The organism is Magnetospirillum fulvum (assembly GCF_900108475.1).
Lineage (GTDB): Bacteria > Pseudomonadota > Alphaproteobacteria > Rhodospirillales > Magnetospirillaceae > Phaeospirillum > Phaeospirillum fulvum_A.
Genome location: NZ_FNWO01000002.1, coordinates 330,125 through 355,109 on the forward strand (window position 1 = coordinate 330,125; position 24,985 = coordinate 355,109).

A 24,985-nucleotide genomic window follows, 5' to 3' on the forward strand; every position below is an offset into this window, starting at 1 on the left:
AGGGTGTCAATGCAGACCCAGGACTTCTCATCTCTGACAAAGTATCTGTCGTTCCCCATCAACCGCGCCGGTTGGCCGTTCATCGCCGCCGTGGCGGTGGTCGCCTACATTCTCGGCCACATCTGGGGCTTTTTGGGCTGGCTCGGTTTCTTCGCCACCCTGTGGACCGTGTGGTTCTTCCGAGACCCCAAGCGCGTCACCCCCACCCGTGACGGTCTGATCGTCGCCGCCGCCGACGGCACCGTCAGCGCGGTCGATAGCGCCGTTCCGCCCGCCGAACTGGGGTTGGGCGATGCGCCGCTGCCGCGCGTCACCGTTCTGCGCAGCCTGGCTGCGGTCCAGATCGCCCGCGTGCCCACCGATGCGACGGTGTCGAAGGCCGTGTTCACCGAAGGCACCTTCCATCTGGTGTCGCAGCCCCAGGCTGAAACCGAAAACACGCGCGCCGCTTATGTGTTCAACCGGGCCAACGGGGCCAAGATCGCGGTGGTGCAGTATGCCGGTGCGATTGCCCGTGACGTCGGGTTCGATCTGACCGAAGGCCAGACGGTCGCCGCCGGCGAGCGTTTCGGCGTGCTTCGCTTCAACATCGAACCGGCCAAGCAGTTGGCCGACAAGCTCTATCGCCGCTTCTTCAAGGGCGAGAAGATCGCGCTGTGCGACGGTTCGTTCAAGGCGTGCGATCTGAAGGCGTGCAACTTCAAATCCTGCCTGACCGGCCAGGGTGCCTCGCTCTGCCAGTGCGGCAGCCATCTCCATGGCCGCTTCGATCTCTACCTGCCCGCCGGGAGCGTTGCTCTGGTGGCCGCCGGTCAGTTGATCGTCGCCGGTGAAACCGTGGTGGCCGATCTTGCCTCGACCGAGGCGGCGCGTCCGTTCGAGACTCGCTGATGATCTTCCGTCGCAAGCGCCAGCCCCGCATTCCCGGCCTTTCGGTAAAGCGGCTGATACCCAACGTGATGACGTTGCTGGCGCTTTGCGCCGGGTTGACTTCGATCCGGTTCGCGGTTCACGGCCTGTGGCGGGAAGCGGTGATCGCCACCGTGCTGGCCGCGATCCTCGACGGGCTGGACGGGCGGGTCGCCCGGCTGCTCCACGGCACCTCGAAATTCGGGGCGGAACTCGATTCGCTGTCGGACTTCGTCAGCTTCGGGGTCGCCCCGGCGATGGTGCTGTATTTCTGGACGATGCGCGACGCTGGAGGGTTCGGCTGGGCGCTGGTGCTGTTGTTCTCGGTCTGCTGCGCCCTGCGGCTGGCCCGCTTCAACACCATGATCGGCGAACCCGATCTGCCGCCCTATGCATCGAACTTCTTCACCGGCGTTCCGGCTCCGGCCGCCGCCGGTCTGGTGCTGCTGCCGTTGATCCTGACCATCCAGTTCGGGTCGGGCTTCTTCGACAAGCCGATCATCGTCGCGGTCTTCCTGATGGGCGTTTCGTTCCTGATGGTCAGCCAGCTTCCGACCTTCTCGTTCAAGAAGGTGCGGATTCCCCATAAATGGGTGCTGCCGATCCTGCTGTTCGTCGGGCTGGCGGCGGCGTTTCTGGTCACCGAGCCGTGGCTGACCCTGTCGGTATTGGGAGGGCTGTATCTGGCCACGATCCCGATGGCGATCAGCGCGCTTCACCGGCTGAAGACGCAGGCTGAAACCGCAGCAAACCCGTCCGAGCCGGTAAGTCCGGCCGGACCCTGATCCAGACCGATCGGGCGATTGTACCGAATTCGTCCCTGCCGCGATTGTCGCGGCAGGGACTAGGTACTTTGCGCAAACTGTTGCTTATTGGCAACGCTTGCCGACGAAGCGACACACGGGACGGGGGTGTCCTTGCCGCTCCCTCCCTCACACGTTATAAATCTGCTCAATAGCCGTCCGCACTCGCGGCAACTAATTTGAACGGGAAGGTTACCCCAAATGCGAAACCTTAAGATTCTGCTCGCCGCTGCGGCGGTCGCTACGACGATGCCGACTCTGGCCCACGCTCAGTGGTATGTCGGCGTTGATGCCGGTGCCAGCATTCTTGAGGAAAACAAGATGAAGGCCACCGATGGCAGCCACAAGGCGTCGTCGGACATCGGCTGGCTGGCCCAGGGTCAGATCGGTTATGCGTTCGGCCCGTGGAAGGTCGAAGGCGAACTGAGCTATCGCGACAACGGCGTCAACAAGTACGACGGCGCCAAGGCCCATGGCAGCACCACCGCTCTGGCGACGATGGCCAACGGTATCTATGAATTCCTGCCCGAGTCGAAGTGGCATCCCTTCGTCGGTGCCGGTATCGGTATCGCCAACGTCGATGCGGGCAAGGTGTCCGTCGGCGGTGTCGATCAGTACAAGGGCGACGATTGGCAGTTCGCTTATCAGGGCTTCGCCGGTGTCGGTTACGACGTGAGCCGCAATGTCGAGTTGAAGGCGCAGTATCGTTACTTCGCTACCCTCGATTACGACACCAAGTCCGTCGCCAACGGCAGCAAGATCGACAACGAGTATCGCGATCACGCTCTGCTGGTCGGTTTCACCTACAAGTTCAACCCGCCGCCGGCTCCGGCTCCGGTCTACGCTGCCCCGGCCCCGGTTGCGGCCCCGGCTCCGGCTCCGGTCCCCGTCAAGCCGGTTGCGGCGAAGCGTAACTTCATCGTGTTCTTCGACTTCGACAAGGCCGTGATCACCCCGGAAGCCGCTCGCATCATCCAGCAGGCCGCCGGTACCTCCAAGAGCACCGCCGTCACCCGCATCGACCTGACCGGCCACACCGATCTGTCGGGCAGCGAGCGTTACAACCAGGCTCTGTCGATCAAGCGCGGCAATGCCGTGAAGGCCGAACTGGTGAAGCTCGGCATCCCGGCTGCTCAGATCGACGTCGTCGGCAAGGGCAAGTCCGACCCGCTGGTCGCCACTCCCGATGGCGTCCGCGAGCCGCAGAACCGCCGCGTCGAGATCGTCCTCCCGTAATTGGGGGTCGGCACGACAGTCACGAGAGGGGCCCCGCCGCGAGGCTGGGCCCTTTTCGATTCCTGTTCCGATATCTGTTTGATGACGAGGATTCGATGACGTTCCGTCTTGCCGCTGCCGCCCTGGCGGCCACGTTCCTTCTCCATGGCCCGGCCGTCGCCGCTACCGCCGCCGCCGACGCCACCAAACGATTGGGGAAATTCGGGGCCTGGGAATCCTTTACCTATGGCGACGGTGCCGCCAAGACCTGCTATCTCGCCGCCGCCGCCGACAAGGTCGTCGGTGGAGAAAAAGGGAAAACCACCACCTATCTGATCGTCACCCATCGCCCCGGTGCCAAGGGACAGGACGAGATCAGCCTCAACGGCGCCTATGGCTTCAAAAAGGAGTCCGAGGTCGAGCTTCAGATCGGTGCGATGAAATTCGCCCTGTTCACCCGTGGTGACCGCGCCTGGGCGCGCGACGCCGCCACTGACAAGGCGATCATCGCCGTGATGCGCAAGGGCAAGGACGCCAGCCTGCGCGCCAGCCCGGCCAAGGGAGCCGACCTGACCGCCTCCCTTACCCTCGGCGGCTTTAGCGACGCGCTGGCCGCTGCCGACAAGGCCTGCGGGATCAAGCGCTAGAGTATCCGTGTTGATCAAGCGGTTTTTGGCATCCAGAGACGCCCTGCCTTGAGCGGGGCGTTTGCCAGAACGACGAGCTTTCGCATGATGGCGACCTTGGCGGGTTTTCCGGTTGTGACGAGAGCGTCGTATTTGGCTTTGAGATCGGGATTGAAGCGAGCCGCGACGAGGGCGGGCATGTAGAGCGCCTGACGGACGTTGGCCCGTCCGCCGCGAATGAAGGCGCGGCCTCATTGGCCTATCCAACCCCCGATGAGGACTGCTCTTCGAGAGCCGGTATGGGCCAACAGTGGTTTGGAGGCTTTGGCCTCCAAGCGGGGTCGGAGCAACCGCCCCGCCTCACGAAACGGCAATCAAAGAAAAAGGCCCGGAACCTTGCGGTTCCGGGCCTTCCTCATTCGGTCAGGCGCTGACGAAGACTACTTGTCTTCGCTGGCCTGGGCCTTGCGCATCGCGGCACCGAGGATGTCGCCGAGCGAAGCACCCGAGTCGGACGAACCGTACTCGGCCATCGCCTGCTTCTCTTCTTCGACTTCGCGGGCCTTGATCGACAGGCTGACCTTGCGGGCACCCTTCTCGAGCGCGGTGACCTTGGCGTCGATCTTTTCGCCGATGGCGAAACGCTCGGGACGCTGCTCGGACCGCTCGCGCGACAGGTCGCTCTTGCGGATGAAGCCGGTCAGACCCTCGACGGTGACTTCGATACCGTTTTCGGTGACATGGGTCACCGTGCAGGTCACGACGTCTCCCTTCTTGATCGAAGCGATGGCGTCATGGAACGGATCGGACGACAGCTGCTTGATGCCGAGCGAGATGCGTTCCTTCTCGACGTCGACGTCGAGAACCTTCGCCTTGACCACGTCGCCCTTCTTGAAGTCCTGAATGGCGGCGTCGCCGGGCTTTTCCCAATCGAGGTCGGACATGTGAACCATGCCGTCGATATCGCCGGGCAGACCGATGAACAGACCGAATTCGGTGATGTTCTTGATCTCGCCTTCGACGATGGTGCCCGACGGGAAGCGCTCGAGGAAGCTTTCCCACGGGTTGGAGATGGTCTGCTTCAGGCCGAGGCTGATGCGGCGCTTCTGCGGATCGACGTCCAGCACCATGACTTCGACTTCCTGCGAGGTCGAAACGATCTTGCCGGGGTGGACGTTCTTCTTGGTCCAGGACATCTCGGAGACGTGGACCAGACCTTCGACACCGGGCTCCAGCTCGACGAACGCGCCGTAGTCGGTGATGTTGGTGACGCGGCCGGTGAACTTGGCGCTGACCGGGTACTTGGCCTCGACACCCTCCCACGGATCGGCGTCAAGCTGCTTGATGCCGAGAGAGATGCGCTGGGTTTCCGGGTTGAAGCGGATGACCTGAACGCGGACGGTCTGGCCGATATGCAGCGCCTCGGACGGGTGGTTGATGCGCTTCCAGGCGATGTCGGTGACGTGGAGCAGACCATCGACGCCGCCGAGATCGACGAACGCACCGTAATCGGTGATGTTCTTGACCACGCCTTCGAGGATCTGGCCTTCCTTCAGGTTCTCGATCAGCTCGCTGCGCTGTTCGGCGCGGGTCTCTTCGAGAACGGCGCGACGCGACACGACGATGTTGCCGCGCGAGCGGTCCATCTTGAGGATCTGGAACGGCTGAGTGGTGCCGAGCAGCGGGGTGATATCGCGCACGGGGCGGATATCGACCTGGGAGCCGGGGAGGAACGCCACCGCGCCGGACAGATCGACGGTGAAGCCGCCCTTGACCCGGCCGAAGATGACGCCGTTGACGCGCTGCTGGTCCTGGAACGACTTCTCGAGCAGGGTCCAGGCTTCTTCGCGCTTGGCCTTCTCGCGCGACAGAACGACTTCGCCGTTCTTGTCCTCGTAGCGTTCGATGAAGACGTCAACGCGGTCGCCAGCCTTAATCTCGGCGGCGCGGCCAGCGGTGGCGAATTCCTTCAGCGGAACGCGGCCTTCGGACTTGAGGCCAACGTCGATCACCGCATGGTCACCGTCGATGGTGACGATCAGGCCACGGATCACCGAGCCTTCGAACGTGCCGCCGACGCCGAGAGTCTCGTCGAGCAGGGAGGCGAAATCATCGCCCGCGTCAATGGGGGAATTGGTCATGGAATTGAAGTTCCTTTCGAGTCGTATTTTTACTGGCCAGCCGGTTGTATCCGGCGGTCTTTACGAAGCAAACGAAACCCACCGCCCAGGCAAATCCGGGACGGCGGGCGAAACTGTTACAGGTGCCGGTCTCGCGTTATTCCGGAGCACCGGTCCGAATGTACGACAGCGCGAGGACAAAAGCCTGATCGGCGTCGAGGTCGGAGGTATCCAGCACGATGGCACCATCCGCCGGCTTTAGGGGAGCGACGGACCGGTTACGGTCGCGGTCGTCGCGTTCCTTCATGTCGGCAAGGACGGCGCTCTGTATACCTCCCCGGCCCGCCGCCTGCAACTCCTTCAACCGTCGCTCGGCTCGCTTTTCGAGCGAGGCGGTGACAAACAGCTTCACTTCGGCGTCGGGGCAGACCACGGTGCCGATATCGCGTCCGTCCAGCACCGCGCCTTTTCCGCCCGGAGGGGTGTGGGCAAAGCGGCGCTGGAAGTCGAGCAGAGCGGCGCGAACGCCGGGAATCGCCGCCACTTTCGACGCCGCCTGGGCTGCGTCGTCGCCGCGCAGATCGGTCGCGGCCAGATCGACTGGAGCCAGGGCACGGGCGGCCGCCTCGGCGGCGGCTTCGTCGGCCGGATCGGTTCCGGCGCGGCGCAGGTTCATCCCCACCGCGCGATAGATCAAGCCGGTATCGAGGTAATCGAACCCCAGTTCGGCAGCCAGCCGCCGGGCCAGCGTTCCCTTCCCGGCCGCCGCCGGGCCGTCGATGGCGATGATGGTCACGAACCGAGCTCCCTCTGATCTTAACGTCGTGGTGCACTGTCGTTTACCTGTCGGCCCCCCTCTTGTCCACCGCCGGGACCATGGGCTACAGTTCGCGCCTTCTTAGGATCGGGGGACAGACATGAAGATTGACGGCGTATCGTACCGCACCATCTGGCTTGCCGCCGACGGCATCGGGGTCGAGATCATCGACCAGACCCGTCTGCCGCACGATTTCGTCGTCCTGACCCTGCGCTCGCTGGCCGATGCCGAAACCGCGATCCGCGACATGTGGGTGCGCGGCGCGCCGCTGATCGGTGCCGCCGCCGCCTATGGCATGGCGCTGGCCACCCGCGAGGATGCCTCCGATGCCGGTCTGGCCGCCGCCTATGCCCGGCTGCACGCCACCCGCCCCACCGCGATCAATCTGAAATGGGCGTTAGACGAGATGATCGCCGCCCTGTCGCCGCTGCCGGTGGCCGAGCGCGTTGCCGCCGCCTATGCCCGCGCCGCCGAGATTTGTGACGAAGACGTCGCGATGAACAGCGCGCTCGGCGACAATGGCTGCCGCATCATCGCCGATCTGTGGGAAAAGAAGCAGGCGGCGGGCGGTGAGCGGATCAATCTGCTGACCCATTGCAATGCGGGCTGGCTGGCCACCGTCGATTGGGGCACCGCGCTGGCTCCGGTCTACAAGGCGTTCAATGCCGGTATCCCGATCCATGTCTGGGTTGACGAGACCCGGCCGCGCAACCAGGGCGCCAGCCTGACCGCGCGCGAACTGAACTGGCACGGCGTCCCCCACACCGTGATCGCCGACAATACCGGCGGCCATCTGATGCAACACGGGCTGGTCGATCTGGTGATCGTCGGCACCGACCGCACCACCCGCAACGGCGATGTCTGCAACAAGATCGGCACCTATCTGAAGGCGCTGGCGGCGAAGGACAACAATGTCCCGTTCTATGTCGGCCTGCCCAGCCCGACGATCGACTGGACCGTCGCCGACGGGGTCAAGGAAATCCCGATCGAGCAGCGCTCGGCCCGCGAACAGACCCACATCTTCGGCAAGACCGAGGCGGGGACCGTCACCGAAGTTCAGGTCACTCCCGACGGCTCGCCCGCGATCAATTACGGCTTCGATGTCACCCCGGCCCGGCTGATCACCGGCCTGATCACCGAGCGCGGCGTGTGCCCGGCCAGTCCCGAGGGACTGAAGACGCTGTTCCCCGAACGGGGATAACAGGACGAGACGACAGGGGGGGCTTTGGCCCCCCTTTTTGTCATCGTTGTTTCATCGCGTCCCCGACAGCGAAGCGGGCGACAGCGGGGCCGAACCGGAGTACAGTCCGCCCCGCTTGAACGCTCGTAGGGGGAGAGACGTCGTGACCCATCCCACCACACTTCCGGCCTGGCAGGCTTTGGCGGACAAGGCCGATCCGCAGACCATGCCGTCGCTGCGCGACCTGTTCGCCGCCGATCCCGACCGGTTCGCCGATTTCTCCCTCCGACTAGACGACGTTCTGCTCGATTATTCGAAGAACCGGATCGACCGCGCCACCCGCGCCTTGCTGATCGACCTCGCCCGCGAGGCCGGGATCGAGGCCGCCCGCGACGCGATGTTCGGCGGCGATCAGGTCAATCTGACCGAACACCGCGCCGTGCTGCATGTCGCGCTGCGCAACCGCTCCGACCGGGCGATCCGGGTCGGCGGGACCGACGTGATGCCGGAAATCCGGGCGGTGCTGGCGCGGATGAAAAGCTTTTCCGAGCAGGTGCGAAGCGGTGCGTGGCTGGGTGCCACCGGCCAGCCGATCCGCAGCGTCGTCAATATCGGCATCGGCGGTTCGGACCTTGGCCCGGCGATGGTGGCCGACGCGTTGAAGCCTTATCAGAGCCCCGACCTCGCGGTGCACTTCCTGTCGAATGTCGATGGCACCCAGGCCGCCGAGATTCTGAAGCTGTGCGATCCGGCAACGACGTTGTTCATCGTCGCCTCAAAGACCTTCACCACCCAGGAGACGCTGGCCAACGCCCACACCGCCCGCGACTGGCTGGTCTCGGCGCTGGGCGAAGCGGCGGTCGAGCGCCATTTCGTCGCGCTCTCGACCAATGCCAAGGCGGTTGCCGCCTTTGGCATCGACACTGACAACATGTTCGCGTTCTGGGACTGGGTCGGCGGCCGCTATTCGCTGTGGTCGGCGATCGGCCTGTCGATCGCGGTGGCAATCGGCTTCGACCGCTTCGAAGAGATGCTGGCCGGTGCCCACGCGATGGACGAGCATTTCCGCACCGCGCCGCTTGAAGCCAACATGCCGGTGCTGATGGCCCTGGTCGGGGTGTGGAACGCCAATTTCCTGGGGGCCGAAGCGATCGCGGTGCTGCCCTACGATCAATATCTGCACCGCCTGCCCGCCTATCTCCAGCAGCTCGACATGGAGAGCAACGGCAAATCGACCTGCCGCGACGGTGCCCCGGTGACCTGGACGACCGGCCCGGTCCTGTTCGGCGAGCCCGGCACCAACGGCCAGCACGCCTTCTACCAATTGATCCACCAGGGCACCCGGCTGGTTCCCTGCGACTTCCTCGCCTCGGCCGAGACGCACAATCCGCTGGGCAACCACCATCTGCTGCTGCTGTCGAACGTGCTGGCCCAGGCCGAGGCGCTGATGCGCGGCAAGACCGAGGCCGAAGCCCGCGCCGAACTGATTGCCGCCGGTCTGTCGGGGGATGAGTTGGAGGCGCAATTGCCGCACCGGCTGTTCTCGGGCAACCGCCCCAGCAACACCCTGCTCTATCGCCGCCTCGATCCCCGCACCCTGGGGATGCTGCTGGCGCTGTACGAGCACAAGGTGTTCGTCCAGGGCGTGATCTGGGACATCAATAGCTTCGATCAATGGGGGGTCGAGTTGGGTAAGGCGCTGGCCAAGGCGATCCTGCCCGAACTGTCGGGCGAAGCGGCGGCCAACCCGCACGATTCCTCGACCGCCGGGCTGATCGCGACGATCCGCGCCCTGCGCACCGGAGGATAAGACCACGCGGCATTGAGCGGACCTCATTGCGTCGCAGGTTTAGGCCCAAAGGGCCGCGTGCCTTATGGCGCGGGAGGCAAGTGTCCCCGCCCGGCGCATCAGGGCTCCGGGGATCAGAGCGGGTTTGGGCGAGAGCCCAACGTGGGGGATCGTCCAGGGTGACGAACCCCCGCTCCTACATCGCCGTACCGCCGACGGTCAGCCCGTCGATCCGCAGGGTCGGCTGGCCGACGCCGACCGGGACGCCCTGGCCGTCCTTGCCACAGGTGCCGATGCCGGGATCAAGCGCCAGATCGTTGCCGATCATCATCACCCGGCTCATCGCGTCGGGGCCGTTGCCGATCAGGGTGGCGCCCTTGACGGCGGGGCCGATCTTGCCGTTCTCGATCAGATAGGCCTCGGAGGCGGAGAAGACGAACTTGCCGTTGGTGATATCGACCTGACCGCCGCCGAAATTGACGGCGTAAAGACCGCGTTCGACCGAGGCGAGGATTTCCGCCGGATCGGCTTCGCCTCCCAGCATGAAGGTGTTGGTCATCCGGGGAATCGGGGGGTGGGCGAAGGATTGGCGGCGGCCGTTGCCGGTGGCGGCGACCCCCATCAGCCGGGCGTTGAGGCGGTCCTGGAGATAGCCGGTGAGGATGCCGTCCTCGATCAGCACGGTGCGGCCCGATGACGTGCCTTCGTCGTCGATCGAAATCGAGCCGCGCCGGTCGGGCAGGGTGCCGTCATCGACGACGGTGACGCCGGGGGCGGCGACCCGCTCGCCGATCCGGCCCGAGAAGGCCGAGGTTCCCTTGCGGTTGAAATCGCCTTCCAGCCCGTGGCCGACCGCTTCGTGCAGCATCACGCCGGGCCAGCCCGGCCCCAGCACCACCGGCATTTCTCCGGCCGGGGCGGGGATCGAGCCAAGATTGACGTTGGCTTGGCGCAACGCCTCATCGACGCTGTTTCGCCAGGTGGCGGGGCTGGTGATGTCGTCATAGCCGATCCGGCCGCCCAGACCGTGCCCACCGGTTTCCATCCGTCCGCCCTCGGACAGAACGACGCTGACATTCAACCGCACCATCGGCCGGATGTCGGCGGCCAGCGAGCCGTCGGCCCGCAGGATCGCCACCGCCTGCCACGAGCCCGACAGCGAAGCCGATACCTGGGTGACGCGGGGATCGCGCGAGCGGGCGTAGGCATCAATCTCGCCCAGCAGGGCGACCTTGGTCTCGAACGCCATCTGGGTCAGCGGGTTGAAATCGGCGTAAAGGCGGCGGCCGGTGCCGACCGGGGCCAAGGCCAACTGTCCCGCATGGCCCGAGCGGACCGCCTTGACCGTGGCGGCGGCGCGGGTGATCGCGTCTTCGCTGAGGTCCGAGCCGTGGGCATAGCCGTGAGCTTCGCCCGCCACCGCGCGCAGGCCGAAGCCGTGGGCGGTGTCGAAATTGGCGCTCTTGATCCGGCCGTCATCGAGAACCACCGTTTCCGACTGGCGATATTCCAAAAACAGCTCGCCGTCGTCGGCCCCGGCCAGAGCGTCGGCGACGATGCGGGTCAGGCGGGAACGGTCGAGACCGGCGCGGACAAAGAGCAGATCGTGAGCCTGGGCGGCGTGGGGCATGGGAACTCCGGCAATGACGGTGCGGTGACGTTTAGATGTGGTGATTGGCAGACGGGCGGGAAGTGTGTAAAGGTTTCCACGTAGAACATCCACCATTAGGGATATATGGGCAATGGCCGAGGCTCTGCCACTCCGACCGATTGCCATGCGTGAGCATGCACAACGCCGTATCCTGGCGGGTGAGATTCACGCCCGCCCGTTCGACCTGCTGTCGAGCCCGCTGCGCGTTTCGCATCTGGCCCTGGTTCATGCCGACGCTGCCGCCGAACGGGCGCACCTGTCGGAATTGCTTGCCGTTCACGGGTCCGAACTGCTGGCGTCGGAGAGCAATTATTTCAGCCGCGAACTGGGCGGTTTCCGGCTGCGCTGGGAGCGTCACAGCGAGTTCTCGACCTATACCGTGTCGCGTAGCGATCCCTTCACCGCGCCGTTCGAGGTCACCGCGCTCGACCTGCTGCCGGTTGGCTGGCTGGAAGCGCTGCCGGGCGAGCTGCTGGCCGCCGTCCATGTCGTCGCCAACCGCAATCTGACCGACGATCTGGCCCCGCTGTTCGGCGGCAATCCGATGGTCGGCAGCAAGGTTGCCGGTGGCAATGGCGAATTGTGGACCGATTTCCGCCTCCATTGCGACGGGTTCGGCCGGGTTGTCCTGCGCGATTTCGGTCTCAGTCCCAGCCAGACCGGTCGGTTGGTGCAGCGGGTGCTGGAAATCGAGACCTATCGGATGATGGCGCTGTTGGCCTTTCCGCTGGCCCGCTACGCCAATAACGAGACCGGGCGGATCGACCGCGAACTGGCCGACATCGTCACCGAACTGGCCGATCCCAAGGTGGTGCAGAACGATCGCGATCTGCTCGACAGCCTGACCCGGCTGGCCGCCGAGGCCGAGCAGTTGGACGCGACCACCAGCTTCCGCCTTGCCGCCGCCAAAGCCTATTTCAACATCGTCAAATCGCGCATCGGCGAATTGCGCGAGGAACGGATCGTCGGTTTGCAGACGATCGCCGAATTCACCGAGCGCCGCCTCGGTCCGGCGATGAAGACCTGCGAGGCCGCCGCGCGGCGTCAGCAATCGCTGGCGACGCGGGTGTCGCGGGCGGGCGATCTGCTGCGCACCAGGGTCGATATCGCCCTCGAAGAAAAGAACCGCGATCTGCTGAAATCGATGAACCGCCGCGCCGAATTGCAGCTTCGCCTGCAACAGACGGTCGAAGGGCTGTCGGTGGTCGCGATCACCTATTACCTGCTGGGGGTGATCGGCTATCTTGCCCGCGGGCTGGCCGATATCGGGGTTCCTCTCCGCTACGATTTCGTCGAACTGGTGGCGGTGCCGCTGGTCGCCGGGGCGGTGTGGCTGGGGGTGCGCCGTCTGCGCAAGGCCCTGACCGATCAGCACAAGGAATAGAGGGCAGAGTCCCTCTATTCCTTTTTCTCCTCCTTCTTGTCCTTCTCTTTTTTCGGCTTGGGCTTGGGCATCCGCGACTCGAGCAATTGGTGCATCTTGGTGTCCATCAGGAACAGCACCGTTCCCTCGTTATCGTCGGCCATCTGGGCCTCGATCGACCCGTTGATCCAGCGGATATAATGGGCGGTCTTCAGCGCGGGCGGTCCCCACCGCTCGATCAGGGCGGCGGCGGTCTTGTCGAACGCCTCGCGCGGCTGGCGGCCGGTCATCTGGAAAATCCGCTCGGACCCGTTTTCGTCCTCGATCGACATGAACCAGAAATCGGTCGGCGTGCCCGCCAGCACCACCTGGCGCTGGACCCAATCGTCCTTGCCCGCATCGGTGAACAGGGCACACCGATTGACCCGGGCGGCGAGCATCGCGCCGGGCAGGGCCAGCGGGGTGCGGTCGGCTCCGGGGGGGCGTTCCTGATCCTGGGCGCAGACCAGCCTTGTATTGGCGGGGAAGGCGGCGAAGCGCAATTGGTTCAGCCGCATCCCGATCTGGGCCAGCCCGATATCGAACGGGCGTGGCGGCGGCGGATCGGCCGCAGCGGGCAGGGCGGCGGCGGCGAGCAGGGCGAGGGCGAGGACGACCGGCAGCGGGCGCGGCATCGGGGCTAGTCGCTTCGGGTGGAGAAGCCGGGCGATTTCAGCAGCTTGCGCAGGCGCAGATCGGCGACGGCGACGGCGAATTCGTCCAGGCTTTTCGGGTCGAGGAACATCAGGGTTTCGTGCTGTTCGTCCTCCCAGATCAACAGGCTGTCGCCGCCCGCATCGGGTCGGCCCAACAGTTCGGTCAGTGCCGCCGCCACCCGGTCCCAGCCGTCGCGGTGAGCCCACAGGCTGACCCGGGCCAGACGGTGGCGTCCGCCGCCCCCTTGTTCGACGAACAGCAGCCACATCCGGGCCGGACCGGCCAGACTGGGGATCGAGGACAACTCCCATCCCGCGCCCGAACCGGGGGCGAGGATCGTACAGAGCTTGACCCGGGTGGAGTCGCGGCTGTTCTGACGCTTCAGCAACAGCGGATCGGCCAGTTTGGGAACGTCCTCGTCGGTGTCGCAGACCAGTCGCTGGCCTTCGGACAGCGCCATCGTCCGGACATCGTCGAGCCGGGTGCCCAGGTTGGGCAGGCCGGGGGCCAGCGCCGAAAGCGCCCGCTGGTCGGCCAAGGCTCCCGTTGACCAGAGCGGGGAGGCGAGCGAAAAAACCAGCATCAAGGCCAGCCAGATCCGAGCCGGCATGGCGTTTCCTTTCACGATGACGTCACATCTTCGAGTATGGCACGGTGCCGCGATGTCGTCACCGGGTGTTGGCGGCGGTTTGACCCGATTTCGCGTCGGCGAGCCGGTCGGCCCCCGACGGCAGCGGTGCCGTCGGATCGGCGGTCCAGGCGGCGATGTCGTCGAGCACCCGTGCCGCCTGAAGGTCGCGCAACAGCATGTGCCAGCCCTCGGGGTAGAGAGCGGCGCGTTGGTCGTGTCCTCGCCGCGGCAGGGCGGCGATCGCCTCCCACATCGGATCGGGTGGGATCACCTGATCCTTCTCGCCATACAGCACCAGGGCGGCGACCGGCAGGCGGGCAATATCGGCCTGGGCGGCGTCCATCAGATCGACCAGCCCGGAGATCGCATCAATCCGGGTCTCCTTGATCACCAGCGGATCGCGCGACAAAGCGCGCAGCATCTCGATATTGTCCGACGGCTGAATCTCCAGCCCACGCCCGGTCAGGGTTAGGCCGGGGACTAGGGCGTTGGTCAGCCACAGGGCAAAGCGCTGGAGCGGTCCCATCGACGCGCGCCCCCACACCGCCGGGGCGGACAGGATCGCGCCTGCGATCGCGGGCGGCGGCGGAGCCATCGTCAGCGCCTCGATCACCACCGCGCCGCCCATGCTTTCGCCCAGCAGGAACAGCGGCAGGCCGGGATGGCGCCGGGACAACAGACGGGCGGCGGCGATCGCGTCGGCGGCCATCGCCGCCTTGTCCGACCATTGGCCGGGATGGGGGCCGCGCCCGAATCCGCGTTGGTCATAGGCATAGGTGACAAGGCCATGGGCGGCCAGCGCCGGGCCGACCGTGGCGAAGGCGTTGGAATAATCGTTCATCCCGTGCAGCGCCAGCACCACCGCGCGGGGGGGGCGGTCGGGCGGGGACCAGACCCGCAGCGGCAGTTCGGCTCCGTCGGCGGTGCGGATCGTTTCGGCGGTCAAGATCGGATCCGTCCGCTGGGGTCCGGCCGGGTTCAGACTCGCGATGCAGCCGCCCAACAGGACGGCGGACAGGAGCAGGGCGGCGGCTAACCGCACCATGGCAGGATGCGTCCGCGCATCTTGCAATCGACTTTGACGATGTGCTCGGAAATCCACACCATCAGGAACGAGCGGATCGTTTCGGCGGTAACGCGGGGATCGTCGCTTGGGTCGGCCTGGAAGCGCAGGATGAACGCGTTCAAGGTGCGCAGCAGTTCGACGTGGTGGCGGCGGTTCTCCTCGTAGCCCTCGTAGCCGACCTCCTGCTGGATTTCTTCCTCGCGGGCGAAATGCTCGCTCGCGTAGCGTTCCATCCGCGTGAGGATGTCGCCCAGCACCTCGGCCCCGACCTCAGTCCCGGCATGGATGGCAAGGTCGAGTTCCCGCAAAATCGCGAACAACCCACGGTGGTCGTCGTCGATCTGTTCGATGCCGACCTTCATCCCGTCATGCCAAACGCCCACCCCGGTCTCCCATCAGTCCACCACGCCGGACATAAACCCAAGTCGCCAACAGTAGAGGCGGTCTTGGCAGATGGCAATGTCGGCTAGGCCTTACGCTGGTTTTACCAAGATTTCTCTCGCGCGTCGTTGTCGCCGCACTGCGTTTTGTGGCAGGGTCAGCCTCAACCCGGGGGAGGATTTCCCGGTGGCAATGGGCGCGATGAGGGGAGCATGTTTTGACGAACGATCTGTCGGACAGAGGTGTTGATCTAGAAGTAAATCAGAGGTTACGCAAGACCTTGGCGCTTATTCTGGCGGGGGGGCGCGGTTCCCGGCTGATGGATCTCACCGACTGGCACGCAAAACCGGCCATTCCGTTTGCCGGTAAGTTCCGTATCGTCGATTTTGCGCTGTCGAATTGTATCAATTCGGGCATTCGCCGCATCGGCGTTCTGACGCAGTACAAGGCTCACTCTCTGTTGCAGCATATCCAGCGCGGCTGGGGCTTCCTGCGCGGCGAATTCAACGAATTCATCGAGCTGTTGCCGGCGCAGCAGCGCACCGAGGGCGGCAACTGGTATCGCGGGACCGCCGACGCGGTCTATCAGAACCTCGACATCATCCGCGCCCACCGCCCCGAGCATGTGCTGATCCTGGCCGGGGATCACGTCTATAAGATGAATTACGGTCGCATGCTGGCCCAGCACCTTGCCAGCAAGGCCGACGTGACGGTCGCCTGCATCGCGGTCCCGCGCGAGATCGCGACGGGCTTTGGCGTGATGGCGATCGACGACGAGAACCGTATCGTCCGCTTCGACGAAAAGCCCGCCAATCCGGCGCCGATGCCCGGTCATCCCGATCTGGCCCTGGCCAGCATGGGCATCTACATCTTCAACGCCTCGCTGCTGTTCGATCTGCTCGAGACGGATTCCAGCTTTGCCGGAAGCTCGCACGATTTCGGCAAGGATCTGATCCCCGCTCTGATCGAGAACCATAACGTCGTCGCCCATCATTTCAGCGATTCCTGCGTGATGCACGAGGGCGCCCAGGAGCATTACTGGCGCGACGTCGGCACCATCGACGCCTATTGGGAAGCCAATGTCGATCTGACCAAGGTGACCCCGTCGCTCAACCTCTATGACGATTCCTGGCCGATCTGGACCGATCAGCCCCAGGTGCCCCCCGCCAAGTTCGTGTTCGATTCCGACGACCGGCGCGGTATGGCGGTCGATTCCCTGCTGGCAGGCGGCTGCATCATCTCGGGCGCGGTGGTGCGCCGGTCGATGCTGTTCTCGAACGTCCGGGTCAATTCCTATTGCCTGGTCGAGGATTCGGTGGTGCTGCCCGGCTGCGACATCGGTCGCCACGCCCGTCTCACCAAATGCATCGTCGATCAGGATGTGGTGGTGCCGCCCGGTCTGGTCGTCGGTGAAGATCCCGTGCTCGACGCCCGCCGCTTCTACCGCACCGAAAAGGGGATCACCCTGATCACCGCCGCCAAGCTGAAGGCGATGGAGAACGGCGAGGTCTGATCGGCGCACCGGGAGCGGGGGAAAGCTCCCGGTCCCGGTCGTTATGTGATACCAAGCGGCATTGAGGGAACCTCATTGCCGCTTGGTATAACGTGTCAGCCATTGTGACCCCGGGCACGCTTCCATGCCGACGGTCGCGGGATCGGCCTGCTCGAAGAAATGGAGCATGGTGTCGCGGCGGAAATTCACCAGCAAGGCCTTGTGCCTGTGGTCGCCGAAGACCGGAAGTTTGTCCGGGTTAAGGGAAAACTCCCGACCCGGCCATCCCCATGGCGCCGTCCAATATAATGTTTCCAATGACTTTTCGGTCCAGCCCGACCCCCGGGTCCAGGCCCGGGGGTGACGGCCCCAAAAGGCGATACCGTCAAAATCTAGGCTCATCCAGCCAGGCAAACCCACGCAGAACGGCTATGGCAAGAGCGTCAACGGCAAGTTCCGCGACGAATGCCTGAACGAAAACTGGTTCTCCAGCTTGGCCGAGGCTCGCCGGATCATCGAGATGTGGCGCCGCCACTACAACGAGGAGCGCCCGCACAGCGGCCTCGGATACCAGACTCCCGCCGCCTTCGCCGCGAAGCGGGGACGAAAATGGTGGGGGAGCACCCGTTCAGTGATCTCGATCGCCTGGGCGATCACCCGTGGGCGGATGTCCCACACCCCTCCGGTCAGGGCCGCCGTGCCGACTGCCACTTGATCTGAGGTCATTTGATCAATCCAGGCTTGGAATAAAGGGATCAGGCCCCCCCGCCCTCTCCTTCGGCGGGATCGTCGAAGGACAACAGGGCGGCGATTCCGGTCTCCGGCGCGGCTTCGACGGCGCGCAACTGGCGGTCGATCGCCCGCTTCCGGACCGCGACGTCGTCGATTGTCTTTGACGCCTCCTGAAGCTTTTTCTGCACCTTGTCCAGCACCTCGCCATACTTGCCGAACTCGGTCTTGACCGCGCCCAGGATTTCCCACACCTCGCTCGAGCGCTTTTCAATCGCCATGGTGCGAAAGCCCATCTGCACCGCGTTGAGGATCGCCCCCAGCGTGGTCGGACCGGCGGCGACGACCTTGTAATCGCGCTGGATCAGATCAATCAGGCCGGGGCGGCGCAACACCTCGGCATACAGCCCCTCGGTCGGCAGGAACAGGATCGCGAAGTCGGTGGTGACCGGCGGATTGATGTATTTATCGCGAATCTCGCGGGCGCACTGCTTAACCCGCGTCTCCAGCGCCCGGGCGGCCTGTTCGACCGCCTCGGGATCGGCACGTTCGACCGCGAGTTGCAGCCGTTCGTAATCCTCGTTGGGGAATTTCGAATCGATCGGCAACAGCACTTCGGGTTCGTCGTCGCCCTTGCCCGGCAGGCGGATCGCGTAATCGACCCGCTCGGCCGTATCCTTGCGGCAATTGGCCTCACGCATGAACTGGTCCTGGCGGAAAATCTGGTCGAGCAGCGCGCCCAACTGGACCTCGCCCCAGGTGCCGCGAGTCTTGACGTTGGTCAGCACCCGCTTCAGATCGCCGACCCCGCTGGCCAGGGTCTGCATCTCGCCCAGCCCCTTATGCACCTGCTCCAGCCGGTCGCTGACCAGCTTGAAGGACTCGCCCAGCCGCTTTTCCAGCGTGCCCTGAAGCTTCTCATCGACGGTCTGGCGCATCTGTTCGAGCTTGGCGGTATTGTCGCCGCGCATCCGCTCAAGCTGATCGGCAATGGTGCGGGTCTGCTCGCTCACCGCTTTGGAAACGGTGTCGAGCCGCTCGCGCAGGGTTGCCGCCATCCCGTCGCCGACTTGCTTCAAGCCGGTGGCGACCTCTTCGCGCAATGCCCGCCCCTGCGCCGCCTGATCCGTGCGCGCCTCGGCCAGCTTCTGTTCGATCAGCAAACGCAGGTCGGTGTGGGTCCGTTCGGCGGCGGCACGGGCTTCGGCCTCGAAGGCGCGGATTTGTCCGCTGATTTCCTCGCGGCCCAGCCGGGCTTGCGCCGCGAAATCCTCGCGCAGGCTGCGTTCGATCCAGTCCAGCCGCTCGCTTTCGCCGCCGCGCCGCCCCGTCCACAATACGGCGACCAAGGTGACAAGCGACGCCACGGCGGCGATGGCGGCAGCGATTTCGACGATCATGGCGACAGGTCCGTTCGCGCGGCTTAAAAAAGGTGTTGCGGATGCATCAAATAAGAATTATTCTACTTACATAGAGACCGACGGGACGTAAAGTCCACCCTGCGTCCCCGAGGTTTCGCCTCATCCGCCACCCCCCCTGGCGGACCGGGCACATCGATCCGCACGCCCCGCAGCCCCCCCTTGCGACGTGCGAATCGACCAGGGCGGCGAGGAACTGCAAGTCGGATTGCCGGTTCCTCGCCGGCCCTCAAATTCCCCCAGACGCCACGAATAGCAAGAGGTTCTGATCGAGCCCGCTCCGCGAGGATGCCGGTGTCAAACCCGGGCAGGGCGGCATCGGCGATGCGTTGGTCCGGTCAGGCGTGGACAAGGGGCGGTCGGCTCCCTGTCCCCACCCAACCAAGGATCAAACGTGGATCGCCCGCCCATTGGCGGCCAGCGCCGCTTCCTTGACCGTTTCGGACAAAGTGGGGTGGGCGTGGCAGGTCCGGGCGATGTCTTCGGCCGCCGCGCCGAACTCGATCGCCAGCACGATCTCGGCGATCAGATCGCCCGCATTGGGACCGATGATATGGGCACCCAGCACCTGATCGGTGGCGGCATCGGCGAGAATCTTGACGAAGCCGTCGGTGTCGTTCATCGACCGGGCCCGGCCGTTGGCGAGGAAGGGGAATTTGCCGACAGAGTAGGCAATCCCGGCCTCCTTCAATTGCTCTTCGGTGCGACCGACCGAGGCCACTTCCGGCCAGGTATAGACCACCGAAGGGATCGCCTCGTAATTGACGTGACCGTGCTGACCAGCCAGGATTTCGGCCAGGGCGACGCCCTCTTCCTCGGCCTTGTGGGCCAGCATCGCGCCGCCGACGACATCGCCAATCGCATAGATGCCGGGAACGCTGGTACGGAACGAGCCGTCGATCTTGACGAAGCCGCGCTTGGTCAGGTCAACCCCCGCCGTCTCCAGCCCCAATCCCTCGACATAGGGACGGCGACCGATCGCCACCAGCACGATATCGGCCTCCAGCGTTTCGGCGGCTCCGCCTGCGGCGGGTTCGAGGGTCAGGACCGCGCCCGCCCCCTTGCGCTCGCCCGCGACCACCTTGGTCGCCAGCTTGAAGCTCATCCCCTGCTGGCCGAGCAGACGGGTCATCGTCTTCGACACTTCAAGGTCGTGGAACGGCAGGATGCGGTCGAGATACTCGACCACCGTCACTTCGGACCCCAGACGGCTCCACACCGTGCCGAGTTCCAGCCCGATCACGCCGCCGCCGATCACCACCAGCCGCTTCGGCACCTGGGGCAGCGCCAGCGCCCCGGTCGAGGAGACGAACACCTCTTCGTCGATGGTAAGGCCGGGCAGCGGAGTCACTTCGGACCCGGTCGCCAGCACGATCGCGCGCGCCGCCACGGTCGAGACCGCCCCGTCCGGCGCGGTCACCGTCACCTGACCGTTCCCGGCCAGCGAACCGGCACCGAGGATCCGGGTGATCTTGTTCTTCTTCAGCAGGAAGTCGATGCCCTTGGTGTTGTCGGCGACGACCTTGTCCTTGTGGGCCATCATCGCGGGCAGGTCGAGTTCGACCCCGGCGACCTTGACGCCAAAGGCTCCCAGCCCGTGGGCGGCGGTGTGGTAATGGTGCGAGGCGGTCAGCAGCGCCTTCGACGGAATGCAGCCGACATTGAGGCAGGTGCCGCCCAAGGTCGGACGCTTTTCGACGATGGCGACCGACAATCCCAATTGGGCGGCCCGGATCGCGGCGACATAGCCGCCCGGCCCGCCGCCGATGACGACGAGATCGAAAGAAGAGTCGGACATCGGACTTAGACCTCCAGCAGCAGACGCGACGGATCCTCGATCCCGTCCTTGACCCGAACCAGGAACGACACCGCTTCGCGGCCGTCGATGATGCGGTGATCGTAGGACAGGGCCAGATACATCATCGGACGGGCGACGATGCTGCCGTCCGGCATCACCATCGGCCGCTGCTGCACCTTGTGCATCCCCAGGATCGCCGATTGCGGCGGGTTGAGGATGGGCGTGCTCATCAGCGAGCCATAGACCCCGCCGTTGGAGATGGTGAAGGTACCGCCGCTCAGGTCCGCCATCGTCAGCTTGCCGTCGCGGGCCTTCTTGCCCAGCCCGGCAATCGTCTGTTCGATCCCGGCGAACGACAATTGGTCGGCGCCGCGCACCACCGGCACCACCAGACCCTGGGGAGTGCCGACGGCAACGCCGATATCGTAATATTTCTTATAGACCAGTTCGTCGCCCGCGATCTCGGCATTGACCGCCGGCCATTCCTTCAGCGCGGCGACGCAGGCTTTGACGAAGAAGGACATGAAGCCCAGCTTGGTCCCGTGCTTCTTCTCGAACGCGTCCTTGTACTGGTTGCGCAGGTCGAACAGCGCGGTCATGTCCACTTCGTTGAAGGTGGTCAGCATCGCGGCAGTGTTCTGCGCGTCCTTCAGACGCTCGGCGATCCGCTTGCGCAAGCGGGTCATCTTCACCCGTTCCTCGCGGCCTTCGGTCACGGCAGGAGCGGGAGCCGCCGCCGGAACCGGGGCGGCCAGCGCCGACAGCACGTCGCCCTTGGTCACCCGGCCACCCTTGCCGGTCCCGTCGAGGCTGGCGGGATCGAGCCCGCCATCGGCGGCGATCTTCTTGGCCGAGGGCATCACCGCCGGAGCGGCCGGAGCGGCAGCGGCGGGAGCCGCCGGAGCCGGAGCCGGAGCGGCGGCGGGCTTGGTCGCAGGCACGATCGGCTGGGTTCCCGCCTCGCCGATCAAGCCCAGCACCGCGCCGACGCCGACGGTGGCACCCGTCGCGACAATGATCTCGGTCAGAACGCCCGAGGCCGGTGACGGCACCTCGACGGTCACCTTGTCGGTTTCCAGTTCGACCAGCGATTCGTCGGCGCGGACGGTGTCGCCGACCGCCTTGAACCATTTGGCGACGGTGGCCTCGGTGACGGATTCGCCCAGTGTGGGAACCTTGATTTCGGTCGACATGGTGGTGCTTCCCTTGATCCTATTGTCTTTTATTTTCTATGCGTGCAGGCGCGACAGCTTGGTGGCGCGGCGGAACGGCTGGAACAGATCGGCCAGATCGCCGACCAGGGCTTTCTCGACGATCGCTTGCTGCTCGGCGACGTGGGTCTTGTAGAGACCGCTGGCGGGCGAGGCCGCCGCCTTGCGGCCGCAATAGACCGCCCGCTTCGCCTTCAAATCGAGTTCTTCGCAGATAAATTCGATGCGGCGATCGACGAAGGTCCACGGCCCCATATTGGCCGGTTCCTCCTGGACCCACAGCAATTCGGCGTTGGGATAGCGGGCAAGCTGATGCTTGATCGCATCCTTCGGCCAGGGATAAAGCTGCTCGACCCGGATGATCGCGACATCGTCGAGAGCGCGCTTGGTCCGTTCCTCCAGCAGGTCGTAATAGACCTTGCCCGAGCACAGCAGCACCCGGCGCACCTTGGCGTCGGGGATCAGGTGGCCGGTTTCGGCCAGCACCCGATAGAACCGGGTTCCGGCCTGGAACTCGTCGAGGTTGGAGACGCACAGCTTGTGCCGCAGCAGCGATTTCGGAGTCATGATGACCAGCGGCTTGCGGTAATTGCGGCGCAACTGGCGGCGCAAGGCGTGGAAGTAATTGGCCGGGGTCGAGACATTGCAGACCAGCCAATTGTCTTCGGCCGACAATTGCAGATAGCGTTCCCACCGTGCCGAACTGTGTTCCGGACCCTGGCCCTCATAGCCGTGCGGCAGCAGCAGCACCAGACCGGACATTCTGAGCCACTTCGACTCGCCCGAGGTGATGAACTGGTCGATGATGACCTGGGCACCGTTGGCGAAATCGCCGAACTGGCCTTCCCACATCACCAGCGAATTCGGCTCGACCTGGGAATAGCCGTATTCGAACGCCAGCACCGCCTCTTCCGACAGCGGGCTGTCGATCACTTCGAACCGGGCCTGTTCGGCGCGCAGATGGTTGAGCGGCTCGATCCGGGACTCGGTCTCCTGATCGACCAGACGACAATGACGCTGCGAGAAGGTGCCGCGTCCGCAATCCTGGCCGGACAGCCGCACCGGATTGCCCTCGACCAGCAGAGTCCCGAACGCTAGCGCCTCGGCGGTGGCCCAATCAATGCCCGCCCCGGTCGCGATCATCTCGCGCTTGGCCTCAAGCTGGCGCAGCACCTTGCGGTTGACGGCAAAGCCGTCCGGCACCCGGGCCAGCCCCTCGCCGACCTCGCGCAGCAGATCGATCGGAACCCCGGTCTTTTCCTCGCGGAATTCCTCTTCGTCGGCAAGTTGGACAATGCCCTGCCATTTGCCCTCAAGCCAGTCGGCCTTGTTGACCTTGAACGATTTCGAGGCCTGGAACTCGCGCTCCAGCAACGCCTGGAAATCGGCGTAGAGGGCCTCGACCTCGTCCGCGCTCATCACCCCCTCGGCGACCAGCTTGGCCCCATAGATCGCCCGCGTCGTCGGATGGCCGCCGATCTTGCGGTACATCAGTGGCTGGGTGAAGCCGGGTTCGTCCGCCTCGTTATGGCCCTGGCGACGATAGCATTGCATGTCGATCACGACGTCGCTTTTGAATTCTTGGCGGAACTCGATCGCGATGCGGGCGACGTGCACCACCGCTTCGGGATCGTCGGCATTGACGTGGAACACCGGGGCCTGGAAGCCCTTGGCGACGTCCGAGCAATAAGGGCCGGAGCGCGAATATTGTGGCGCGGTGGTAAAGCCGATCTGGTTGTTGATGATGATGTGGAGGGTGCCGCCGGTGGCATAGCCCTTCAATTGCGACAGCAGGAAGGTTTCCGGTACGATCCCCTGACCGGCGAAGGCGGCATCGCCATGCAGGATGATCCCCAGCACGCTGGTCCGCTCGGTATCGCCGCGATGAGTCTGCTTGGCGCGGACCTTGCCGACCACCACCGGCCCGACCACCTCGAGGTGCGACGGGTTGGGCACCAGCGACAGGTGGACCACCTTGCCATCGAAATCGCGGTCGCCCGAGGTGCCAAGGTGGTACTTGACGTCGCCCGAGCCCTGGACGTCCTCGGGATGGGCGGCGTTGCCCTGGAATTCCGAGAAAATCGCCTGATAGGGCTTCTTCAGGAAGTTGGCCAGCACGTTGAGGCGGCCGCGATGGGCCATCCCCATCACCACGTCGTTGAGGCCAAGCTGGCTGCCGCGCTTTAAGATCTGCTCCAGCGCGGGGATCACCGTCTCGCCGCCTTCCAGCCCAAATCGCTTGGTCCCGGTATATTTGAGCTGAAGGAATCGTTCGAATCCTTCCGCCTCGGTCAGCCGTTCCAGGATCGCCTGCTTGCCGCGCGGGGTGAAGTCGGTGCGGTTGTGAATCGATTCGATGCGCTTTTGAATCCAGGCCTTCTGGTCCGGGTCCTGGATGTGCATGAACTCGACACCGATGCGCGCGCAATAGGTGTCGCGCAGAACCTGCATGATCTTGCGCAGACTGGCGGTTTCGAGCCCCAGCACGTTGTCGATGAAGATCTCGCGGTCGAGATCGGCATCGGTAAAGCCATAGGTGCGGTAATCGAGTTCGGGATGCGGCTCGGGAGTCGATAGCCCCAGCGGGTCCAACTCGGCCTGAAGATGGCCGCGAACGCGATAGGAGCGGATCAGCATCAGGGCGCGGATCGAATCAAGCTGGGCCTGACGGATCGCCGCCGGATCGGACGACGCAGCCGCAGCGGCGGACGCGGCCTTGGCATCCTTCTTGGCGGGCGGGGGGGCGTCGGGATCGGCGGCACCGATCACCTTGAGGTCGCGCTTGAGCGCGCCCTGACCCTTGAAATCGCCCGCCAGCGCGCCGGGATCGTCGTGCAATTCGTGGAAGAAGCGGACCCAGGACGGGTCAACCGAGGCCGGATCGTCAAGATAACGGCCATAGAGTTCGGCGATGAAAACGGCGTTACCGCCGCTCAGAAAGGACATTTCCTCGGAGGATCTGGACATCCTGGGAATCAACGCGGGGATCGCCCGCGCCCCTTTCACGGTTGGGCGGAGCGGCGCCGCCGGGACGCCGCCCTGGCCTGCGTCTCGAACCATCGGCGTGGCCGATGGACCCCCCGGCCCGAC

Annotated in this window: 20 protein-coding genes and 2 pseudogenes; 9 read left to right on the forward strand and 13 right to left on the reverse strand. The window is 64.9% G+C overall.

Annotated elements, in window-relative coordinates; genetic code table 11:
• Nucleotides 1-9 precede the first annotated feature (9 nt).
• The 4 genes from BLW40_RS03790 to BLW40_RS03805 all read left to right on the forward strand — a co-directional run bounded on the left by BLW40_RS03790 (nt 10) and on the right by BLW40_RS03805 (nt 3,574).
• Nucleotides 10-891 (forward strand): phosphatidylserine decarboxylase, encoded by an 882-nt coding sequence (locus BLW40_RS03790; RefSeq protein ID WP_074765663.1) that lies wholly within the window; start codon nt 10-12, stop codon nt 889-891.
• Nucleotides 891-1,694: a CDP-diacylglycerol--serine O-phosphatidyltransferase gene (pssA, locus tag BLW40_RS03795; RefSeq protein ID WP_074765665.1), complete on the forward strand. Its 804-nt coding sequence runs from the start codon at nt 891-893 to the stop codon at nt 1,692-1,694. The genes BLW40_RS03790 and pssA overlap by 1 nt, the downstream gene beginning before the upstream one ends.
• A 219-nt stretch (nt 1,695-1,913) precedes the next feature.
• Nucleotides 1,914-2,948, forward strand: coding sequence for an OmpA family protein (locus BLW40_RS03800; protein WP_074765667.1), 1,035 nt, complete (start codon nt 1,914-1,916; stop codon nt 2,946-2,948).
• A gap of 95 nt (nt 2,949-3,043) precedes the next feature.
• Nucleotides 3,044-3,574, forward strand: a complete 531-nt coding sequence (locus BLW40_RS03805; RefSeq protein WP_074765669.1) for an invasion associated locus B family protein — start codon at nt 3,044-3,046, stop codon at nt 3,572-3,574.
• A gap of 14 nt (nt 3,575-3,588) precedes the next feature.
• On the opposite strand, the pseudogene BLW40_RS03810 reads toward BLW40_RS03805, so the two are convergent.
• The 3 genes and pseudogenes from BLW40_RS03810 to cmk form a co-directional block, all read right to left on the reverse strand.
• A pseudogene (locus tag BLW40_RS03810) lies at nt 3,589-3,804 on the reverse strand (transposase); the annotation flags it as partial.
• Between the two features lie 189 nt (nt 3,805-3,993).
• The gene (gene rpsA, locus BLW40_RS03815; protein WP_021132533.1) at nt 3,994-5,694 is read right to left on the reverse strand and encodes a 30S ribosomal protein S1; all 1,701 of its coding nucleotides are present in this window, start codon (nt 5,692-5,694) and stop codon (nt 3,994-3,996) included.
• A 136-nt stretch (nt 5,695-5,830) separates the two neighbouring features.
• A complete protein-coding gene (cmk, locus tag BLW40_RS03820; protein ID WP_074765671.1) occupies nt 5,831-6,469 on the reverse strand; it encodes a (d)CMP kinase in 639 nt (212 codons plus the stop codon).
• A gap of 121 nt (nt 6,470-6,590) precedes the next feature.
• On the opposite strand from cmk, the gene mtnA reads away from it, so the two are divergent.
• Both mtnA and pgi read left to right on the forward strand, forming a co-directional pair.
• Nucleotides 6,591-7,691 (forward strand): S-methyl-5-thioribose-1-phosphate isomerase, encoded by a 1,101-nt coding sequence (gene mtnA / locus BLW40_RS03825; RefSeq protein WP_074765673.1) that lies wholly within the window; start codon nt 6,591-6,593, stop codon nt 7,689-7,691.
• A gap of 142 nt (nt 7,692-7,833) precedes the next feature.
• Complete coding sequence (gene pgi / locus BLW40_RS03830) at nt 7,834-9,480, forward strand: glucose-6-phosphate isomerase (RefSeq protein ID WP_074765675.1); 1,647 nt, start codon at nt 7,834-7,836, stop codon at nt 9,478-9,480.
• Between the two features lie 175 nt (nt 9,481-9,655).
• Here pgi and tldD read toward each other — a convergent pair whose 3' ends face one another.
• Entirely contained in the window at nt 9,656-11,089 is a 1,434-nt protein-coding gene (gene tldD / locus BLW40_RS03835) for a metalloprotease TldD (RefSeq protein WP_074765677.1), read from the reverse strand.
• 145 nt (nt 11,090-11,234) lie between these two features.
• On the opposite strand from tldD, the gene BLW40_RS03840 reads away from it, so the two are divergent.
• Entirely contained in the window at nt 11,235-12,494 is a 1,260-nt protein-coding gene (locus BLW40_RS03840) for a DUF3422 family protein (protein WP_342027650.1), read from the forward strand.
• Between the two features lie 14 nt (nt 12,495-12,508).
• Here the strand turns inward: BLW40_RS03840 and BLW40_RS03845 are convergent, their stop codons facing one another.
• The 4 genes from BLW40_RS03845 to BLW40_RS03860 are packed head-to-tail and all read right to left on the reverse strand — an operon-like array spanning nt 12,509 to nt 15,249.
• Nucleotides 12,509-13,147 (reverse strand): hypothetical protein, encoded by a 639-nt coding sequence (locus BLW40_RS03845; RefSeq protein WP_074765681.1) that lies wholly within the window; start codon nt 13,145-13,147, stop codon nt 12,509-12,511.
• Nucleotides 13,148-13,152: 5 nt separating this feature from the next.
• Nucleotides 13,153-13,779, reverse strand: a complete 627-nt coding sequence (locus BLW40_RS03850; RefSeq protein ID WP_244511034.1) for a hypothetical protein — start codon at nt 13,777-13,779, stop codon at nt 13,153-13,155.
• A 58-nt stretch (nt 13,780-13,837) separates the two neighbouring features.
• Complete coding sequence (locus BLW40_RS03855; RefSeq protein WP_074765685.1) at nt 13,838-14,845, reverse strand: alpha/beta hydrolase; 1,008 nt, start codon at nt 14,843-14,845, stop codon at nt 13,838-13,840.
• Nucleotides 14,833-15,249, reverse strand: a complete 417-nt coding sequence (locus tag BLW40_RS03860; protein ID WP_244511035.1) for a bacteriohemerythrin — start codon at nt 15,247-15,249, stop codon at nt 14,833-14,835. Before BLW40_RS03860 ends, BLW40_RS03855 begins: the two co-directional genes overlap by 13 nt.
• Nucleotides 15,250-15,476: 227 nt before the next feature.
• Here BLW40_RS03860 and glgC point away from each other — a divergent pair, with 227 nt between their 5' ends.
• The gene (gene glgC, locus BLW40_RS03865; protein ID WP_074765829.1) at nt 15,477-16,760 is read left to right on the forward strand and encodes a glucose-1-phosphate adenylyltransferase; all 1,284 of its coding nucleotides are present in this window, start codon (nt 15,477-15,479) and stop codon (nt 16,758-16,760) included.
• A gap of 72 nt (nt 16,761-16,832) precedes the next feature.
• Here glgC and BLW40_RS17310 read toward each other — a convergent pair whose 3' ends face one another.
• Nucleotides 16,833-17,141 carry a hypothetical protein gene (locus BLW40_RS17310; RefSeq protein ID WP_139305479.1) on the reverse strand — a complete coding sequence of 103 codons (309 nt, stop codon included), beginning with the start codon at nt 17,139-17,141 and terminating at the stop codon, nt 16,833-16,835.
• Here BLW40_RS17310 and BLW40_RS17865 point away from each other — a divergent pair.
• A pseudogene (locus BLW40_RS17865) lies at nt 17,134-17,454 on the forward strand (integrase core domain-containing protein); the annotation flags it as partial. The gene BLW40_RS17310 and the pseudogene BLW40_RS17865 sit on opposite strands and share 8 nt — an antisense overlap.
• A 40-nt stretch (nt 17,455-17,494) precedes the next feature.
• Here the strand turns inward: BLW40_RS17865 and BLW40_RS03875 are convergent.
• The 4 genes from BLW40_RS03875 to BLW40_RS03890 all read right to left on the reverse strand — a co-directional run bounded on the left by BLW40_RS03875 (nt 17,495) and on the right by BLW40_RS03890 (nt 24,862).
• Nucleotides 17,495-18,868 (reverse strand): DNA recombination protein RmuC, encoded by a 1,374-nt coding sequence (locus BLW40_RS03875; protein ID WP_074765690.1) that lies wholly within the window; start codon nt 18,866-18,868, stop codon nt 17,495-17,497.
• A 406-nt stretch (nt 18,869-19,274) separates the two neighbouring features.
• Nucleotides 19,275-20,684 carry a dihydrolipoyl dehydrogenase gene (gene lpdA / locus BLW40_RS03880; RefSeq protein WP_074765692.1) on the reverse strand — a complete coding sequence of 470 codons (1,410 nt, stop codon included), beginning with the start codon at nt 20,682-20,684 and terminating at the stop codon, nt 19,275-19,277.
• A 5-nt stretch (nt 20,685-20,689) separates the two neighbouring features.
• Entirely contained in the window at nt 20,690-21,877 is a 1,188-nt protein-coding gene (gene odhB / locus BLW40_RS03885) for a 2-oxoglutarate dehydrogenase complex dihydrolipoyllysine-residue succinyltransferase (RefSeq protein ID WP_074765694.1), read from the reverse strand.
• A gap of 36 nt (nt 21,878-21,913) precedes the next feature.
• Nucleotides 21,914-24,862, reverse strand: a complete 2,949-nt coding sequence (locus tag BLW40_RS03890; RefSeq protein ID WP_074765696.1) for a 2-oxoglutarate dehydrogenase E1 component — start codon at nt 24,860-24,862, stop codon at nt 21,914-21,916.
• Nucleotides 24,863-24,985: the final 123 nt, after the last annotated feature.

What these genes read in the sequence shown, in the direction of transcription:
- tldD (WP_074765677.1), bottom strand. Translation starts at nt 11,089, where the DNA reads ATGCCCCACGCCGCCCAGGCTCACGATCTGCTCTTTGTCCGCGCCGGT.
- BLW40_RS03845 (WP_074765681.1), bottom strand. Translation starts at nt 13,147, where the DNA reads ATGCCGCGCCCGCTGCCGGTCGTCCTCGCCCTCGCCCTGCTCGCCGCC.
- BLW40_RS03800 (WP_074765667.1), top strand. Translation starts at nt 1,914, where the DNA reads ATGCGAAACCTTAAGATTCTGCTCGCCGCTGCGGCGGTCGCTACGACG.
- BLW40_RS03850 (WP_244511034.1), bottom strand. Translation starts at nt 13,779, where the DNA reads ATGCCGGCTCGGATCTGGCTGGCCTTGATGCTGGTTTTTTCGCTCGCC.
- pssA (WP_074765665.1), top strand. Translation starts at nt 891, where the DNA reads ATGATCTTCCGTCGCAAGCGCCAGCCCCGCATTCCCGGCCTTTCGGTA.
- BLW40_RS03840 (WP_342027650.1), top strand. Translation starts at nt 11,235, where the DNA reads ATGCGTGAGCATGCACAACGCCGTATCCTGGCGGGTGAGATTCACGCC.
- BLW40_RS03855 (WP_074765685.1), bottom strand. Translation starts at nt 14,845, where the DNA reads ATGGTGCGGTTAGCCGCCGCCCTGCTCCTGTCCGCCGTCCTGTTGGGC.
- BLW40_RS03890 (WP_074765696.1), bottom strand. Translation starts at nt 24,862, where the DNA reads ATGTCCAGATCCTCCGAGGAAATGTCCTTTCTGAGCGGCGGTAACGCC.
- lpdA (WP_074765692.1), bottom strand. Translation starts at nt 20,684, where the DNA reads ATGTCCGACTCTTCTTTCGATCTCGTCGTCATCGGCGGCGGGCCGGGC.
- BLW40_RS17310 (WP_139305479.1), bottom strand. Translation starts at nt 17,141, where the DNA reads ATGAGCCTAGATTTTGACGGTATCGCCTTTTGGGGCCGTCACCCCCGG.
- odhB (WP_074765694.1), bottom strand. Translation starts at nt 21,877, where the DNA reads ATGTCGACCGAAATCAAGGTTCCCACACTGGGCGAATCCGTCACCGAG.
- BLW40_RS03805 (WP_074765669.1), top strand. Translation starts at nt 3,044, where the DNA reads ATGACGTTCCGTCTTGCCGCTGCCGCCCTGGCGGCCACGTTCCTTCTC.
- rpsA (WP_021132533.1), bottom strand. Translation starts at nt 5,694, where the DNA reads ATGACCAATTCCCCCATTGACGCGGGCGATGATTTCGCCTCCCTGCTC.
- BLW40_RS03875 (WP_074765690.1), bottom strand. Translation starts at nt 18,868, where the DNA reads ATGATCGTCGAAATCGCTGCCGCCATCGCCGCCGTGGCGTCGCTTGTC.
- mtnA (WP_074765673.1), top strand. Translation starts at nt 6,591, where the DNA reads ATGAAGATTGACGGCGTATCGTACCGCACCATCTGGCTTGCCGCCGAC.
- BLW40_RS03790 (WP_074765663.1), top strand. Translation starts at nt 10, where the DNA reads ATGCAGACCCAGGACTTCTCATCTCTGACAAAGTATCTGTCGTTCCCC.